Origin of the sequence: Psychroserpens jangbogonensis (genome assembly GCF_000797465.1) — a bacterium.
GTDB classification, from domain to species: Bacteria; Bacteroidota; Bacteroidia; order Flavobacteriales; family Flavobacteriaceae; genus Psychroserpens; species Psychroserpens jangbogonensis.
In genome coordinates this window covers 1-16,247 of sequence record NZ_JSWG01000001.1, presented here as the reverse complement: position 1 = coordinate 16,247, position 16,247 = coordinate 1, and the positions used below count along the sequence as shown (strand labels likewise).

15 protein-coding genes are annotated in these 16,247 nt (G+C 31.7%); 6 read left to right on the top strand and 9 right to left on the bottom strand.

Features of this window, described 5'->3' with window-relative positions; all coding sequences use genetic code 11:
- The first annotated feature begins 33 nt into the window (after nt 1-33).
- The 5 genes from RH81_RS00075 to RH81_RS00055 all read left to right on the top strand — a co-directional run bounded on the left by RH81_RS00075 (nt 34) and on the right by RH81_RS00055 (nt 5,203).
- The gene (locus RH81_RS00075) at nt 34-1,080 is read left to right on the top strand and encodes an AI-2E family transporter (protein WP_033955911.1); all 1,047 of its coding nucleotides are present in this window, start codon (nt 34-36) and stop codon (nt 1,078-1,080) included.
- 54 nt (nt 1,081-1,134) lie between these two features.
- Nucleotides 1,135-2,055: an aminotransferase class IV gene (locus RH81_RS00070; RefSeq protein WP_033955909.1), complete on the top strand. Its 921-nt coding sequence runs from the start codon at nt 1,135-1,137 to the stop codon at nt 2,053-2,055.
- Nucleotides 2,045-2,776: a sulfotransferase-like domain-containing protein gene (locus RH81_RS00065; RefSeq protein ID WP_033955901.1), complete on the top strand. Its 732-nt coding sequence runs from the start codon at nt 2,045-2,047 to the stop codon at nt 2,774-2,776. Before RH81_RS00070 ends, RH81_RS00065 begins: the two co-directional genes overlap by 11 nt.
- A gap of 155 nt (nt 2,777-2,931) precedes the next feature.
- Nucleotides 2,932-4,116, top strand: coding sequence for a hypothetical protein (locus tag RH81_RS00060; protein ID WP_033956743.1), 1,185 nt, complete (start codon nt 2,932-2,934; stop codon nt 4,114-4,116).
- Between the two features lie 10 nt (nt 4,117-4,126).
- Nucleotides 4,127-5,203 (top strand): adenylate/guanylate cyclase domain-containing protein, encoded by a 1,077-nt coding sequence (locus tag RH81_RS00055; RefSeq protein ID WP_033955900.1) that lies wholly within the window; start codon nt 4,127-4,129, stop codon nt 5,201-5,203.
- A gap of 36 nt (nt 5,204-5,239) precedes the next feature.
- On the opposite strand, the gene RH81_RS00050 is transcribed toward RH81_RS00055, so the two are convergent.
- The 5 genes from RH81_RS00050 to RH81_RS00030 form a co-directional block, all read right to left on the bottom strand.
- Nucleotides 5,240-5,935 carry a hypothetical protein gene (locus tag RH81_RS00050; RefSeq protein ID WP_033955899.1) on the bottom strand — a complete coding sequence of 232 codons (696 nt, stop codon included), beginning with the start codon at nt 5,933-5,935 and terminating at the stop codon, nt 5,240-5,242.
- Between the two features lie 11 nt (nt 5,936-5,946).
- Complete coding sequence (locus RH81_RS00045; RefSeq protein ID WP_033955898.1) at nt 5,947-6,813, bottom strand: toll/interleukin-1 receptor domain-containing protein; 867 nt, start codon at nt 6,811-6,813, stop codon at nt 5,947-5,949.
- Between the two features lie 108 nt (nt 6,814-6,921).
- On the bottom strand, nt 6,922-9,153 hold the full coding sequence (locus RH81_RS00040) for a caspase family protein (RefSeq protein ID WP_033955897.1): 2,232 nt from the start codon (nt 9,151-9,153) through the stop codon (nt 6,922-6,924).
- A 10-nt stretch (nt 9,154-9,163) separates the two neighbouring features.
- The gene (locus tag RH81_RS00035; protein ID WP_152604751.1) at nt 9,164-9,793 is read right to left on the bottom strand and encodes a hypothetical protein; all 630 of its coding nucleotides are present in this window, start codon (nt 9,791-9,793) and stop codon (nt 9,164-9,166) included.
- Nucleotides 9,790-12,069, bottom strand: coding sequence for an adenylate/guanylate cyclase domain-containing protein (locus RH81_RS00030; protein ID WP_081988147.1), 2,280 nt, complete (start codon nt 12,067-12,069; stop codon nt 9,790-9,792). The genes RH81_RS00035 and RH81_RS00030 overlap by 4 nt, the downstream gene beginning before the upstream one ends.
- Nucleotides 12,070-12,488: 419 nt before the next feature.
- Between RH81_RS00030 and RH81_RS00025 the strand changes: the two genes are divergently transcribed.
- A complete protein-coding gene (locus RH81_RS00025) occupies nt 12,489-12,755 on the top strand; it encodes a hypothetical protein (protein ID WP_033955894.1) in 267 nt (88 codons plus the stop codon).
- A 160-nt stretch (nt 12,756-12,915) separates the two neighbouring features.
- Here the strand turns inward: RH81_RS00025 and rplT are convergent, their stop codons facing one another.
- The 4 genes from rplT to thrS form a co-directional block, all read right to left on the bottom strand.
- Nucleotides 12,916-13,260, bottom strand: coding sequence for a 50S ribosomal protein L20 (rplT, locus tag RH81_RS00020; RefSeq protein ID WP_033955893.1), 345 nt, complete (start codon nt 13,258-13,260; stop codon nt 12,916-12,918).
- A 106-nt stretch (nt 13,261-13,366) separates the two neighbouring features.
- A complete protein-coding gene (gene rpmI, locus RH81_RS00015; protein WP_033955892.1) occupies nt 13,367-13,564 on the bottom strand; it encodes a 50S ribosomal protein L35 in 198 nt (65 codons plus the stop codon).
- Nucleotides 13,565-13,618: 54 nt separating this feature from the next.
- On the bottom strand, nt 13,619-14,134 hold the full coding sequence (gene infC / locus RH81_RS00010; RefSeq protein ID WP_277619902.1) for a translation initiation factor IF-3: 516 nt from the start codon (nt 14,132-14,134) through the stop codon (nt 13,619-13,621).
- A 67-nt stretch (nt 14,135-14,201) separates the two neighbouring features.
- The gene (thrS, locus tag RH81_RS00005) at nt 14,202-16,145 is read right to left on the bottom strand and encodes a threonine--tRNA ligase (protein ID WP_033955886.1); all 1,944 of its coding nucleotides are present in this window, start codon (nt 16,143-16,145) and stop codon (nt 14,202-14,204) included.
- Nucleotides 16,146-16,247: the final 102 nt, after the last annotated feature.

The window sequence follows — 16,247 nt, the reverse complement described above, 5'->3', positions numbered from 1 at the left end:
TTGCTTATAAGTCAAGAATAGAAAAATTGCCTCATGCTAGAAGAAAGACGTACTACTAATACACTCTTATTATTTATAGTAATTCCTTTGGTATTTTATTTACTAAAGATTCTATCTTTTATTTTTATACCATTGTTCTCATCTATGTTTATTGCATTGTTGTTTTTGCCATTAATGCGTGGGTTGAGTAGAAGAAAGGTTCCAAGATTGTTGAGCATAGTTATTGTGATTGGTGTGATTGCATTAGGTGTTTTTATTGGAGTAGAATTAGTCCAATTGTCTAGTAGACAAATCTTATCTAACAATACAGGATTTTTTGGTAAAGCTGAAGTGAAAATTCATGATTTGATGCTTTATTTGCAGGATAAATTCGGAATTGATTATGGGTCAGAGGGCAATATTTTAGGACAATTTTTTCAGAAAGAAAATATAGGATCTACTTTCGATTTTATAAGAAAGTTTTTGACTAATATATTGATGATTACCTTTTTCACCATCTTATGGTTGTCAGAATCTATCAATATGCACAAGGTGATGAATAATACCATTTTAAAGCGAAAACATACATCTATTAAAGCCTTTATGAAAATAGAGAAAGACTTAATTACGTTTATTAAAGTTAAGTTTTTAGTTAGTTTATTGACTGGAGTATTTACAGGTTTAGCATGTGTATTTTTTGATGTGAGTTTTCCTATTTTCTGGGGACTTTTTGCATTCTTAATTAATTTTGTTCAAATGGTAGGTTCGTTCATTTCAGTGATCCTCTTATCAATATTTGCTTTTGTTGAACTTGATCCAACAAGTACTTTATTCTTCTTTATTTTATCGATTACTGGAGTTCAAATTGTATTTGGAGCTATTTTAGAACCTGTATTTATGGGGAAATCGTTCTCAATAAATGTGATTACTGTTCTTATCATGCTAATGCTTTGGGGTTTTATTTGGGGAATTCCAGGTTTAATTATGGCAATTCCAATCACTGTGTTTATTAAAATCATTTTAGAACAATTCAAAGACACTAAAGTTATTGCATCATTGTTATCTGGACCAGAGCGTTCCATAACTCCGCTTAAAAAATAGATTGACAACTCTTGTTTTTTAGTTATCTTTCAGAATCATATTAATCCCTTTTATATGGTTCATGGTACACACAATGCTGTTGCAGACGACAGAAATAAAAACATAAAAATCTATATCAATGGCGAATTCTTCAAAAGAGATGACGCAAAAATATCAGTATTTGATAGTGGTTATCTCGTAGGAGATGGCATATGGGAAGCCTTGAGACTTCATCGAGGTGTTTTAGTATTTCTTGATGTTCATTTAGAACGTTTGTGGACATCAGCAGCTACTGTTGGAATGAAGTTTCCATTTACTAAAGAAGAATTAACTAGTACCATTTGGAAAGTCCTTAACGAAAATAACATGACAGATCATGTGCATGTGAGAATTATGATCACGAGAGGTATTAAGAAAACACCGTCGCAAGATCCTAGACTTACCATTTCTGGACCTAATGTTGTGATTATTCCTGAATACAAAAAGGCATCTGAAGAGAGCAAACAAAAAGGAATCACCTTATTTACGAGTACTATTAGAAGAGGTTCTCCAGATTATCTCGATCCAAGATTAAATTGCCATAGTAAACTTCACGAAGTTCAAGCGCTTATTCAGGCTATTGAAGCAGGTGCTGATGAAGCATTAATGCTCGATGTTAATGGTTTTGTTTCTACCTGTAATGCGACTAATTTTTTTATCATTAAAAATGGAGAAGTTTTGACTTCTACTGGTCAATATTGCATGAATGGAATTACACGAGCTAAAGTGATTGAAGCTTGCCATAAAAACGGAATTGTTTGCCATCAAAAAGACTTTTCGCTATTTGATGTTTATGGAGCTGATGAAGCTTTTGTAACTGGAACTTTTGGAGGATTGACACCAGTTACTAAAATCGACGGGAGAGAAATAGGAGAGAAGCCATATGGAGACTTGACTAGAAAACTTTCAGGTTTGTATCACGACTTAATTGAAGAAGCTGTTGCAAATGAGAAATAGTACAATTAAAAGAATTTCGTTGTGGTCTGGACCAAGAAATATTTCTACTGCTTTAATGTATAGTTTCGCACAACGTAGAGACACTAAAGTGTTTGACGAACCTTTATATGCCTATTATCTCAAGAATTCAATTGCAAAAAACTATCATCCTGGTTCAGAAACTATTTTGGAAACTATGGAAAATGATGGAGATAAAGTAGTAACTACGATGCTCAATTATTCTGAAAAACCTGTACTGTTCTTTAAAAATATGACGCACCATCTTTTAAATCTAGACTTAAGTTTTATGGACGGATTAGTTAATGTTATTCTCACTAGAGATCCTGAAGAGATGTTGCCATCATTCGCGAAGGTCATTAAAAATCCAACAATGACTGATGTAGGTTATAAATTGCACATGGATTTAGTAGAATATTTTGAGAAAAACGGAATTGATTTTGTTGTTTTAGATGCCAAAAAAGTGCTCTTAAATCCCGAAGGTGTTCTAAAACAACTATGTCATTATGCTAACATCCTTTTTGATAATAATATGTTAGAGTGGCAACCGCAAAAGCTTGATGAAGATGGAGTTTGGGCTAAATACTGGTATGATAACGTTCATAAATCTTCTAAATTTTCATCCTACAAACCAAAAACAGACCCTGTTCCTGAGCATTTAATTCCATTATTAAATGAATGTAAGCCTTATTATAATCAATTGTCGCAGTTAGCATTATCTTAAAAAAGCATCGGTTTAACTAAAAAACCTAAAACTATATTAAAGCATTTAGTTTGGGAATAATTTTTGATTATCTTTCGATTATGAAGAAGACATTTGCCCTTTTAGTATTATTATTTATAGCCTTCAATAGTTATGCATCCTATATTCTAATTCCTATGGATGTAGAAGGTCAGCAAAATCATTTAAAAGCTTATGGTGTTACCTATTGGACACTTGAAAAACAAGCAAAAGTAAAATGGTTACTAAACTATAAAGGAGGTTCATTTTTATTACCTGATTCTGAAGAAATCCGTCGTGAGTGTACGATTAGAGGCGTGAGCTTTGAGGTTATTTCTAGTTCTAAAGCTGAAGAAATTCTCGATTTCATCGCTAGTCCTTCACAAAACATGGAAGCAGTTGTTTTAGAAAAAGCACCTAAAATTGCAGTGTATTCGCCAAATGGACAGCAACCTTGGGACGATGCCGTAACTATGGTATTGACATATGCCGAAATTCCTTATGAAACTATTTACGATGAAGAAGTCTTGAATGATGGATTATTATTGTTTGATTGGTTACACTTACATCATGAAGATTTTTCGGGACAATACGGAAAGTTTTATAGAGCGTACAAATCTGCATCTTGGTACATTAATGAAAAGAAAGAAGCAGAAGCACTTGCCTTAAGTTTAGGGTACAATAAGGTATCACAAGAAAAACTGGCAGTAGCTAAAAAAATACGCGATTATGTAATTGGAGGAGGTTTTATGTTTGCTATGTGCAGTGCTACAGATAGCTTTGATATTGCTTTATCTGCTGAAGGTATTGATATTTGTGAACCTATGTTTGATGGAGATGGAAGTGATCCTAGTTACCAAAGTAAGATAGATTATAATAGAACATTCGCATTTAAAGATTATTTATTGGAACGTAATCCAAATATTTATGAATTTTCTTCAATTGATATGACTCAAAAACGTCGTATTCCACCAACAACAGATTATTTCTCTTTAATGGAATTTTCAGCGAAATGGGATCCAATTCCATCGATGTTATGTCAAAATCACACAGCTTTAGTGAAGGGGTTTATGGGGCAAACAACATCATTTAATCGTGATCAAATTAAGTCGAATGTATTGGTAATGGGAGAGAATAAAACCAATGGAGAAGCTAAATATATTCACGGCATAAAAGGAAAAGGCTTTTTCACGTTCTATGGAGGTCATGATCCAGAAGATTATACTCATAAAGTTGGTGATCCTAAAACTGAACTAGATTTACATCCTACTTCTCCTGGATACCGCTTGATATTAAATAATGTATTGTTTCCTGCTGCCAAAAAGAAGAAGCAAAAAACTTAATGCTTAAACAATGATTGATAAAGTAAGAGCATTTTTTGAATTACTGTTCGGTTCAATAGTATTTTGGGTATTTGCTTTTGTACTATTTAATACTATAAGATATAACGGACTTTCAGTTGAATTAGGGAATTATACCCAAGATGATATACAAATCCCAATTCGCGCATTCTTTGCTTATGCAACCATACTAGGCTTAATAATAGGGGTCTTTTACGCTATAATCGAATATTTATTTGATTTGTATGTGAGTAAAAAGTTGATACTTGGTGTTAATATTTTACTCAAGTCCTTAATCTATTTCATACTTATTATTATTGTTTTAAGCTTTCTATCGTTTTCAATTGAAAAACAAGTTGGTATTGATTTACCAAATGAAAGAGGTTGGTGGAGAAAAGATCCATTTTTTTGGAATACTGTTGTGTATTTCATTACTGCATCTATTGTGTTCTCATTTATAAGAATCGCCAATGATAAATTCGGACGTGGTGTGTTTATGAATATGCTCTTAGGTAAGTATAAAAGACCAAAAGAAGAAGAACGTATTCTAATGTTTGTAGACCTTAAAGATTCAACTAAAATTGCTGAGCAACTTGGTCATGAAACGTATAGTAGATTTATTCAGGATTGTTTTAAAGATTTAAATAATGTACTTCGACAACATGATGCAGAAGTATATCAATATGTAGGTGACGAAGCTGTAATTAGTTGGACCAATAAAAAGGGGTTTAAAAACAATAATTGTATTAATTTGTTTTTTGCTTTTAAGAAAACATTACTCACAAGGACTGATTATTATTTAGCGGAATACGGTTTTATGCCTGAATTTAAAGCTGGAGTTCATTCTGGAAAAATTATGGTTGCTGAAGTAGGTACGGTAAAAAAAGAATTAGCATTTCATGGCGACGTTATAAATTCGGCATCAAGAATTCAGAGCTTGTGTAACGATTACAATGCCTCACTTTTAATTTCTGAAACTATATTAGATCATGTAAATAGTGATCTATTTAATTCTGAAGAGATAAAGGAAGATTTTATTCTTAAAGGGAAACAAGAAAAACTGAACGTATATAGAGTTACTTCAAAATAAAAAACCAATTCATTTCTGAATCGGTTTTCTTATGAATTAGTAATACCAAATTTTGACATTAAAATTAGTATTTCCAGTTTCTTTATAGACATCTACAACCACTGCTTTTGTTTTATTTCTAAAGCCTTGATCGTTAGAATGATTTCGCCTTCCTACTTTATCTTTACGTTTGTACGTAATACGATTTCTTGTATTCTTTAATCTTACAATATCTCCAACTTGTGGTTCTGAAGTTGCAATATTTCCATTAGATCCTTTTCTATAGATAACCTCAATAATATCTGTTCTACTTTTATAAATGCCGTCATTCTTTTTACTTCCGACAAATAACCAACCATTAAGACCAATAGCATTATTTGATTTAACGGCTGCGATTGCATTTGGAATATACGGTTCTTTGTTAATTCCCCAATCATTGGTTATATAACCAATATAGCCTTCTACTGTGTTGTCATTTTTAATGTGCTTCCAATATTCTTCAGGACGAAGACTATTTTTTAAGTCATTATATAATTTTTGTGTTTGATTATTAACTGAGTCTAAATCTTTGTATATTTTTGATTGCGTTATTTTAAGATCAGAAATTTCAACATTTTTAAGACCAATTTCCTTTCTTGTAGTACTGGCAAAATATATAAACCCAATTACTCCTGCAATAATTACATAATAAAGCCATCTACTTGTTTTGTCTTTTTTTTCAATTTCTTTAATTTTATCATCAATGCGCTTCATATATACTGGTATTAAATTTTAATATAATTATAAAATTCATTATTAAACTTCTCGATTTCAGTAGCATTTAAATTATTAATAACACGTGTAAGCCGTTCTCGTTTAAGTTTGAGTAGCTCTATAAGATCAATATTTCTAACTTCCTTTTTTATACTACTATATGGTTTAATTGATAATAAATTTAGTGACAAACATGCTGGTATAGCTAGTTTTAAATCTATTGTTAAAAGATCAGTTTTAAAAAACAACACAGATACTAAGGCTACACTAATAAAGGCAACTATCCCTATCATTTGCCAGTTTTTTTTAATCCCTTTTTTATGCATATTAATAGCCTGTTCAATTTCAGCATCTGAAACTAGTAAATCTTGTGCGTTAACTTCTTGTTTAATTTTTTTACCCGTTAATTCTTCTGTTACTTTTTGAATAACTTTTTTTGGAGCTTCAGTAACTCCAATTAGTGCCAATATTTTGTTTAAGCTAGTTGAAGCCTTTTCTTTTAAACCAAGAAAAGTTAAAATGTCAATAATGGCTTTATCAGGATCGTTAGTTAAATCAGCATATTGTCTGCGCTGCAATCGCATTGGTAATTCGCATTCTTTAATTAATATGGGGACAAGTTTCTTTTTTGTGTTTATAGCAATTGATACTTCATCTTGAACATTTTGTGATTCAACAGATGTAGGTGATAAAATAAGCATAAAAGTTTCCGATTTCTCTAGTGCTTCTTCAATAGCATTATCCCAGTTTTCACCTAAACCAATACCCAATTGATCTATCCATACGTTTGCCCCTAAACTTTGTAGCTCTTTTACTAACCCTAATGCAAATGGTCTATCGTCACTAGAGTAGCTTACAAAAATAGTTTCTGTACTCATATTATTTAGTTTTTAGTTGGTTTGGATCAATTAAGGGAATGTTAATATACTGATTATTTTAGTAAGCCGTAACTTTTTTATAAATGCTATTTCCGAGATTCCGTATTATTAACTTAATAATCTTGCTTTTAGAAATTGTGTGAATTTGTCATCTTCTATATTTGTTAATGCGACATAGCCTGTATAAGCGTTAGTATGCATAGATAATTTTTCTCTAATTGGTGCATTTTCTGAAGCTTTAATGTAGTACTCTTGAGCTTTTTCCATATTGCCAATATACATATTAGCTTCAGCTACAGTAGCATATTTCCATACATTGTCTCTACAATGTTCTGAGGCTTCAAGTGCTTGTTTGGCGTATTTCATCATATTGCTTTCTCCGCCTTCAGGATCTGTTACAATACTTAAAAACGCCAAATTTATGGCATGGTAGTAAATTTGAGGATAGTCTTGATTTTCAACAGATAATTTAAGTGCCTTGCTATAGTATTCTATTGATAAGTTACTAGACTTAGCTAAAAAGGTTTTAAGGTAGTCACGTTTATGTCTACCACCAATAATTCCCATTAAATCTGTATTGTCTTTAGCAATTGGATGATTATTGAGAATATTATAGATTTCGTCATTACGTTCTAGACCTTCAAGAGCAAAAATTAATCGTGTAAGACCATTTTTATCCAAATCATCTTTTCTTGGTAATAATTCATTTACAACCGCGTCGTATTTACCAAGAATTAAATTTATTTCTTCTTTATTAGTATATTGATTAAAAAACTTATTTCCTGTTAATGTGTTTAAAATCAAAGAGTAGGCATCATCTTTCTTGCCTTCAGGTTTCACCATCATTAAATGCTTGCCTTTTACAAATTCACGATGTTCTTTTTCAAATGGTTCATGACAAGAATCAACCGACACATATTGATCATCAGTAGAAGCCGCAACTTTAAGTTTAAAAGGATATTTATCATTAAATGTGCTTTTCCACTCATTACGAAGTGATTTTATAAAATCACCATTACTGCTCATTGCGCTGTACTTCGTATTCCATTGTTTGCTAAGTAATTCAGAAGCTATACCATTACTTGGTGTACCAAATAATATAATATGAGAAATTCTATTTCTACTTTCTTTATCTAAACCAAGAACCGCTTTTTGGGCTACTAGTCCTCCAAGACTATGTGCAACAATTGCTATACGATCATAGTCTTTAAATTTATATGCTATAGATGTTTTTAGATATCCAGCTATTTTATCAATATCTAAGATTGCTGCCCAAATATCTTTACCTAATTCAGGTTGCACAAAATGAGTATAACCTAAAGGCTTCATTGCCCAACCATCAAAGTTAGAATCTGATTGCAATAATTCTGGGATATTCCCAAATGTTCCTTTTGATTCACCGGAAAAACCATGTATAAAAAGAAGTAGATTGTTGCCTTCTTCTCTTTCCCACGATTCAACAGAATTAGCCTCTTTAGGCTCTGCTGAGTTTGTGTTTATTGGAGGAGTTTTAAATTTATTAGTTACTATTTTCTCTTTAAATTGATTAGGAATATAACTTATGATAAAGTCATTATTCATTTGAAGATTAGCGTAAGGTGTTTGATCTTTTACGATATCACTTATTTCCTTAAGTGATTTAATCATTTCTGGAACTCTTGTGAAAACGTAATTAACGGTTTCTACCATTCTAATGTATTCGTCGGCAAAAAAATGTTTATGTTTTGCTTGAAGGGCTTCTAAAAGGCAAGTCGTAAAAAGGCTGTATTCACCTTGTGTTCCCCATGATAATTCATCTGTTTGAGAAGAAGCAATTATTGCCATCCCTTGTTCATTGTCTATGTCTTGAGCTATACCATTTAAATTTGAAGAACGAGATACACTATTGGGATTTTGATTACCACTGTTTCTCGTTAGCTTTTTATCTTCACCATCAAAAAATCCGCCAGCATGACAACAATCAAAGAGAATAATCATTCTTTTTGATTTCATTTGATTTAGTTTGATTCTTAAATCTTTACCGAAAATTAAATTTTCACTTGAAGCTCCATGTGGCAATAAATAGGAGCGGCCTTCATAGTAACCTCCATGTCCAGAATAAAAAAGTAAGAATGACGAATTTTCATCTATTTTAGCAATGAAACTGTCAATCGCTCCAATAATATTTTCAGTAGTAGCTTCTGTATCCAGCAGAAGTGTAATATTCTCCTTCTTATATCCACAATGAACTTCATCAGAAAGGATGTCACGAATTGCTATGGCATCTTTTAAAACTTGTGGTTGTTTTTGTTCATTATCCACACCAATAATCAAAGCGTATGCATTATCGAGTTGATTCATTTGATTTGTTTTAAATGGAAATATTAATAAACAATTTTTTCATTTGTATTACTTGATCATAGGTGATTTGGGGTGTATTTAAACCAATATTCATTAATTCAATCAACTTTTTTAGTTGATTTGTAGTTTGATTATTTATGATTTTATGGTTTTCTAAATCACTAGTTAAGGAATAGTTTGATGAGCCAGTATTGATGATCTCATTTTGAGCTAGGACACTTTTTAATTTTTTGTTAATAGCTTCTTGTAGCTCTAATAACTCCAAAAGGGGAGTATCAGCATGATTGGTTTGATATAATGTTTCATCTTGACTGGCTTTAGGAATAGTATCTCCTTCGGCCTTAGGTATAATTCTACTTCCATCTTTAGACATTATGACTTCTCCTTCATTTGCTGATAACATTGGATTTCTAAATGGAATTATAGATTTAGCTTCTTCAAGAGTTTTTTCTAAAAGTGTCATTTCTAAACCGTTTGGTCCAATTTTAAAATTACCCACTCGAGATAAAATATGTTTAAAATTTTTTCTATAAAGGAATAAAGCGCCAACTACAGTTAATGGCCAAATTATTACTTCAATTAGCTTTATCAATTGATCTATAGTATCAGGTGCTTCTGCAGCTTGTAAAAATATCATCATGATGTTTTGTTTTTCCAATAGTTCATTATGCGATTAATAAATTCAGGGCTGTCTTTTATATTTCTAAAATGAGGATCGTTTTGAAATGTTGTTGGGGTGAAATTAAAACCTTGAGCAACCGCTTTTTCAAGTAATTGAAGAGCTTTGTCATTATCTCCGATTGAAGCATAATACTGAGATAGACCATAATCAATGGCACCAAATTGAAAATCTGTTTTTAAATTAATTAATTTATCAATATAGGTTTTAGCTTCTTCAGAATTACCATTTCTAAAGAAACTTATAGCTATACGAACAATATAGTCAATGTTGTTTTCGTTGGTGTCATGCAATGATTTATACTGTTCTAGAGCATTTGCATAATCATTTTTAAAATAATAGGCTTGAGCCAAATCAGCGGAATTTAAGGTTGTATTTTTTCTTGAAATTATTTTATTGAAATACGTGTTGGCTTCTTCAGTTTGATTAGAATTTATGAATTGAATTCCAGTAAAGGACATTAGATAATCTATATCAGAAGTAGGTGCCGTAAGTTTATAATCAGACAGATATTTTTCTAATTCAGAATATTTTCCCGATTTCACAAATGCACTTATTAACGGACGTTTTAAATAATTAGCTTCAATAACGTTAGTAATTGGTAGAAGTGTTTTAATGACTTCATCATAGTTTCCTAGTTCAACATCAGCTAGGCTTTTTAAATAGTACCTAAAACCACAATTAGAACAATCTTCTAAAATTAAATCTTCCATTGGAATTTCATTAAATATGACTCCAATGTCTTCAGGTCTATTGACATATTGCAATGCAATTGTCATGGTAGTCATATTAGTAGACATGTCTTTATAAGCTTTTTTGTACTCTTCTTTGTGAGCCCTATATGCTTTATCATTTTTTCCTTTTAATATGGACTCATAAAACAACATAATGCTTTCTTGCCTATCATTTAATTTTGATTTAACATCAATCAAAAGCCTTAATGAGTCTGAAATTTTAAACTCTCCTTGATTATAATAAAAAGCTATCTTATGCATTTTTGGTTCAAAAAAACTAGCATCAGTTGCAATGGATTTATTTAATAATTCTAAATAAAGTTTTGGATTACTATTGTTTTCGAGTGCATTTAAAAGGTACTGATAAGCTTCATAGCTAGGAGGTGTTTCCTCAAAATAGGAAGTAACAGTTTGCTTATCTTTGTCTTCAATATAACCTTGATTATCTTGTTTATCTACTGTAGATAAATAACCTAAAATTTCTTGCTTTAATTTTTCTGCACAATCTAATGGCGAATTTGGATCACATGATATGGTTTCAAATGATATCAGTGTTTCATCAATTAAACCATCTTTAATTGAGCACTGAAGTAAAAGGTTACCATTTTCTTCATAATATACACCTACAATTACTTTATCTGGTTTAAAATAATTTTTTAATAAATTATTGAGGTCTGTTGACCCAGTTTCTGATTTTAAAATTGTTGTATAATCATTTACTAATTTTGGCGAAATGACCTGACCTAGTTGATTTTCAGTAATACCATGAATAATCCAATTGGATGCTATTTTGCCAACGTTATTTAGTTTTTCATTTGATGTAGTATTTTCAAATTCTAAAACAGCAATTTTGTTATTGGTTTCTATCTTTTCTAAAGAAAAAGCATTCGTTAGCTTTAGAATCATAAATATTGCTGCTAAAATCAAACTCAATGCAACAAAATAAATTAAGCGTTTCTTTGGTGTTTTTTTTACAATATCTATTTCGGGTATTATCTTCTCACTCCCTTGGAACAACACTTGATATAATCTCATTGGCTGAGTTACATTTTTCAGTTTCTCCTCTTTTACAAAATGAGTCTTAATGTGATTTTTGTTGGAAATATTATTATTTACAGATTCAGAAATAAAAATACAGCCCGGTTTTGCAGCAGTTTGAATTCGAGCCGCGATATTAACACCATCTCCAAATACGTCATCATCTTCAAAAACTACTTCTGCTTGATGGATACCAATGCGTAAGCTATAATCGGCAGCAGCATTGCAAGTCTCCTGTATTTTAATTGCTGCATTTACGGCATCAGACACTGTGTTAAAGCTGGCAATAACTCCATCGCCAAGCTCTTTTATCCAGGTACCATTAAACTCATTAATAATTGGTTTATGGATCTTTCTGTTCTTTTCTAATATTTCTAAGGTTTTTTGTTCATCACTACCCATTAAAGATGTAAAACCGACGATATCGGTAAACATAATGGCAGCTAGTCGGCGGGTCTTAGACATTCAAGCTAAAATACAATAATTATATCTATTGTTTTGAGAATCTTTATTACTTTTTAATGAATGTCAACGCCTATATTCAAAGAAAGAGATTTTATTTTTAGAATTTGACTACAATTGTATTCGCTAGCTATGTCTTGCATATAGAACAAGGCTTGTCGAGAAATTTCCGAAAAGAATAATAGCAAAGGATAGGAATGAAAGTAGTATTAATTGAAGTAGGTAATAAGATCTAAAACTGGAAGAAGTACCTAGCTTGAAATCATATAAATCGAAAGCATTTTAAATACTTCTTTTTTATGATGTTCTAAGGTCATTAATAATTAATTTCGTCTGGAGGATTGATATTTAAAGAGTTAATAGCTTGCTAAAATTACATATTTTTCTTAATATAGTAATTAATTAATCCTAACAACAATATAATGACTAAAGAATCTAACGACAAGAAAGGTGACTCTATCCTTCCTAAGGAAGGCGCGAGGATCATTCCAAAAGAAGGAGCAAGGATCATTCCAAAAGAAGGTGCACGTATCATTCCAAAAGAAGGAGCAAGGATCATTCCTAAAGAAGGAGCAAGGATCATTCCTAAAGAAGGAGCAAGGATCATTCCTAAAGAAGGAGCAAGGATCATCCCTAAAGAAGGAGCACGTATCATTCCAAAAGAAGGTTCGAGTATCATTCCAAAGTGAAATTGAACTAATTTATAATAAAATTAAGTCTTTAAAAACTGAAGTGCTATTTATGCATTAAAGTTCAATACTTTTATATTGGCTTATTTCATAAAAAAAACCGATTCATTTCTGAATCGGTTTTTATAAGCGAATTGTTGTTATTATTTAGGCGTTTGCCTTACTTTACTTTGTTTACTATTGCTTCAAAAGCTTCTGGATTATTCATTGCTAAATCGGCAAGAACTTTACGGTTCAATTCGATATTGTTAGCTTTAAGTTTCCCCATAAATCTTGAATAGCTCATTCCATGTTGTCTAGCTCCTGCGTTAATACGCATAATCCATAATGAACGGAATGTTCTCTTTTTTACTCTACGGTCTCTATACGAATATTGCATCGCTTTGTCAACCGCGTTTTTTGCTACTGTCCAAACGTTTTTACGTCTTCCGAAGTAACCTTTTGCTTGCTTAAGAACCTTTTTTCTTCTGGCTCTCTTCGCTACTGAATTTACTGATCTTGGCATTTTTTTAAATTGGTTTTTTGTAGTAGGCGATCGTTATTTCGATACTTGCTAAATTGTTTTGCCTAACTCCAGGGTTTATAATTTGTTTTAACCGATTAAAACGATATTACTTTAAACGTAACATTGTTTTAATATTGTTCTCATCTGATTTATGTACTAAACCATCATGAGTTAACTTAAGCTTACGCTTTTTCGATTTCTTTGTCAAAATATGACTCTTGAAAGCGTGCTTTCTTTTAATTTTACCAGTGCCAGTTAGTTTAAAACGTTTCTTAGCACTTGACTTGGTTTTCATTTTAGGCATTTTCCTATTTTTATTTACGTTTCGCTTATTATCTTAATTGCTGAATTCTTCAGCTTATTTTACTTTTTTTGGCGCGATGAACATTGTCATACGCTTACCTTCTAATCGAGGCATCTGCTCAACTTTTCCTAAATCTTCAAGATCTTGAGCTAATCTTAATAATAAGATTTGACCTTGTTCTTTAAAAACTATTGAACGACCTTTAAAAAACACGAATGCTTTTAATTTGGCACCATCCTTTAAAAACTTCTCCGCGTGTTTCTTTTTAAATTCGTAATCATGATCATCAGTTTGAGGACCAAAACGAATTTCTTTTATAGTCACCTTTGAAGCTTTCGCTTTAAGTGCCTTTTCACGCTTCTTCTGTTCGTAAAGAAACTTCTTATAGTCCATGATTTTACATACAGGAGGATCAGCTTTAGGAGATATCTCAACTAAATCAAGCCCTTGCTCATCTGCAATGGCAAGTGCATCTCGTGTTACATATATTCCAACCTCTATATTTTCACCGACAAGGCGCACCTTCTCAGCTCTAATTTTAGAGTTAATATTGTGCTGATCTTCTTTTATTACTCGCTTAGAGTAATTTCTTCTACGTATTGCTATGGCTTATAAATTTTAGTTAAACTTAATTGTTTTATTTAAATGTCTTTAATGTCTTTTTTATTTCACTATCAACGATTTCTGAAAACGTATCTACACTAATCATGCCTAAATCTTCACCACCATGTTGACGAACAGAAATTTTGTTTTCGCTTTCTTCATTCTCTCCTATAATAATCATATATGGGGTTTTACTCATTTCGGCTTCCCGAATTTTCTTCCCGATAGTTTCATTTCTATTATCTGCGAGGGCGCGAATTTCGTTATTTTCTAGCAATTTTAAAACTTTTTCAGTGTATTTTTCAAATTTCTCACTAATTGAGAGTATAATAACTTGAGTAGGCATTAGCCATAATGGAAAATTCCCACCTGTATGTTCGAGTAAAATTGCAATAAAACGTTCCATACTTCCAAAAGGAGCACGGTGGATCATTACAGGTCTATGTAGTTCATTATCACTTCCTTTATATGTCAAATCAAAGCGTTCAGGAAGGTTGTAATCGACTTGAATTGTTCCTAATTGCCAATTTCGGCCTAGAGCATCTTTGACCATAAAATCTAATTTTGGGCCGTAGAAAGCAGCTTCACCAGTTTCAACAACAAAGTCTAATCCTTTATCAATAGCAGCATTCAATATTGCGTCTTCTGCTTTTTTCCAGTTTTCGTCACTTCCTATATATTTTTCCGGATTGTCAGGATCTCTTAAAGAAACTTGAGCTTTAAAGTTTTCAAAACCTAAGGAACCAAATACATATAAGACTAAGTCAATAACTTCTTTAAATTCTTTATCTAATTGGTCTGGAGTACAAAAAATATGAGCATCATCTTGAGTGAATCCTCTAACTCTAGTTAATCCATGTAATTCACCACTTTGTTCATATCTATATACTGTACCAAATTCCGCATAGCGTTTTGGTAGTTCTTTATATGAAAACGGCTTTGCGTTATAGATTTCACAGTGATGAGGACAATTCATAGGTTTTAACAAGAACTCTTCACCTTCATTAGGAGTATTTATTGGTTGAAAACTGTCTTCTCCATATTTAGCAAAATGGCCAGACGTTACATAAAGTTCTTTTTGTCCAATATGTGGCGTGATAACCATTTCGTATCCAGCTTTTTTCTGAGCGCTTTTTAAGAAATTTTCTAAACGTTCTCTAAGAGCTGCGCCTTTTGGTAACCAAAGCGGTAACCCTTGACCTACTTTTTTTGAAAAAGTAAATAATTCAAGTTCTTTACCAAGTTTTCTGTGATCGCGTTTCTTTGCTTCCTCTAATAAATGTAAGTACTCAGTTAATTCCTTTTGTTTAGGAAATGAGATTCCATAAACACGAGTTAATTGTTTGTTGTTTTCATCACCTCTCCAGTAAGCACCAGCTACTGATAATAACTTGACAGCTTTAATAATACCTGTGTTAGGAATATGACCGCCACGACATAAATCTGTGAATGTAGAATGATCACAGAAAGTGATTGTTCCATCTTCAAGATTTTCAATCAATTCAACTTTATATTCATTGTTCTGTGACTTATATAATGACAAAGCATCATCTTTAGTAATAGAACGCATTTTAAAGTCATGTTTCCCTCTGGCGATTTCTATCATCTTATTTTCGATGGTTTTGAAATCGTTTTCCGAAATAATATTGTCTCCAAGGTCAACATCATAATAAAACCCATTTTCAATAGCAGGACCAATAGATAATTTGATTCCAGGATAGAGTTCTTCGAGAGCTTGAGCTAATATATGAGAAGAAGAATGCCAAAAGGCTTTTTTTCCTTCATCATTTGTCCATGTATACAATACTAAAGAGCCATCGGTTAATAAAGGAGTAGTGGTTTCAATAGTTTCGTTATTGAAACTTGCTGAAATAACATTTCTTGCAAACCCTTCACTTATGTTTTTAGCAACCTCCATAGGAGTAGTTCCTTCTTCAAAAGTTTTTATAGTTCCATCAGGTAAAGTAATATGTATCATATCATGATTGTAATTAGGAAGGCAAAGATAGTATCTTAAAAACTGAGATACAATAATAAGTAAGATATAATGAATTAGGAGTTGATTTGGTTTGAAGATAAT

Excerpts from the sequence above, each read along its gene's own strand:
- RH81_RS00075 (WP_033955911.1), top strand. The coding sequence starts at position 34 with ATGCTAGAAGAAAGACGTACTACTAATACACTCTTATTATTTATAGTA.
- RH81_RS00070 (WP_033955909.1), top strand. The coding sequence starts at position 1,135 with ATGGTTCATGGTACACACAATGCTGTTGCAGACGACAGAAATAAAAAC.
- RH81_RS00065 (WP_033955901.1), top strand. The coding sequence starts at position 2,045 with ATGAGAAATAGTACAATTAAAAGAATTTCGTTGTGGTCTGGACCAAGA.
- RH81_RS00060 (WP_033956743.1), top strand. The coding sequence starts at position 2,932 with ATGGATGTAGAAGGTCAGCAAAATCATTTAAAAGCTTATGGTGTTACC.
- RH81_RS00055 (WP_033955900.1), top strand. The coding sequence starts at position 4,127 with ATGATTGATAAAGTAAGAGCATTTTTTGAATTACTGTTCGGTTCAATA.
- RH81_RS00050 (WP_033955899.1), bottom strand. The coding sequence starts at position 5,935 with ATGAAGCGCATTGATGATAAAATTAAAGAAATTGAAAAAAAAGACAAA.
- RH81_RS00045 (WP_033955898.1), bottom strand. The coding sequence starts at position 6,813 with ATGAGTACAGAAACTATTTTTGTAAGCTACTCTAGTGACGATAGACCA.
- RH81_RS00040 (WP_033955897.1), bottom strand. The coding sequence starts at position 9,153 with ATGAATCAACTCGATAATGCATACGCTTTGATTATTGGTGTGGATAAT.
- RH81_RS00035 (WP_152604751.1), bottom strand. The coding sequence starts at position 9,793 with ATGATGATATTTTTACAAGCTGCAGAAGCACCTGATACTATAGATCAA.
- RH81_RS00030 (WP_081988147.1), bottom strand. The coding sequence starts at position 12,069 with ATGTCTAAGACCCGCCGACTAGCTGCCATTATGTTTACCGATATCGTC.
- RH81_RS00025 (WP_033955894.1), top strand. The coding sequence starts at position 12,489 with ATGACTAAAGAATCTAACGACAAGAAAGGTGACTCTATCCTTCCTAAG.
- rplT (WP_033955893.1), bottom strand. The coding sequence starts at position 13,260 with ATGCCAAGATCAGTAAATTCAGTAGCGAAGAGAGCCAGAAGAAAAAAG.
- rpmI (WP_033955892.1), bottom strand. The coding sequence starts at position 13,564 with ATGCCTAAAATGAAAACCAAGTCAAGTGCTAAGAAACGTTTTAAACTA.
- thrS (WP_033955886.1), bottom strand. The coding sequence starts at position 16,145 with ATGATACATATTACTTTACCTGATGGAACTATAAAAACTTTTGAAGAA.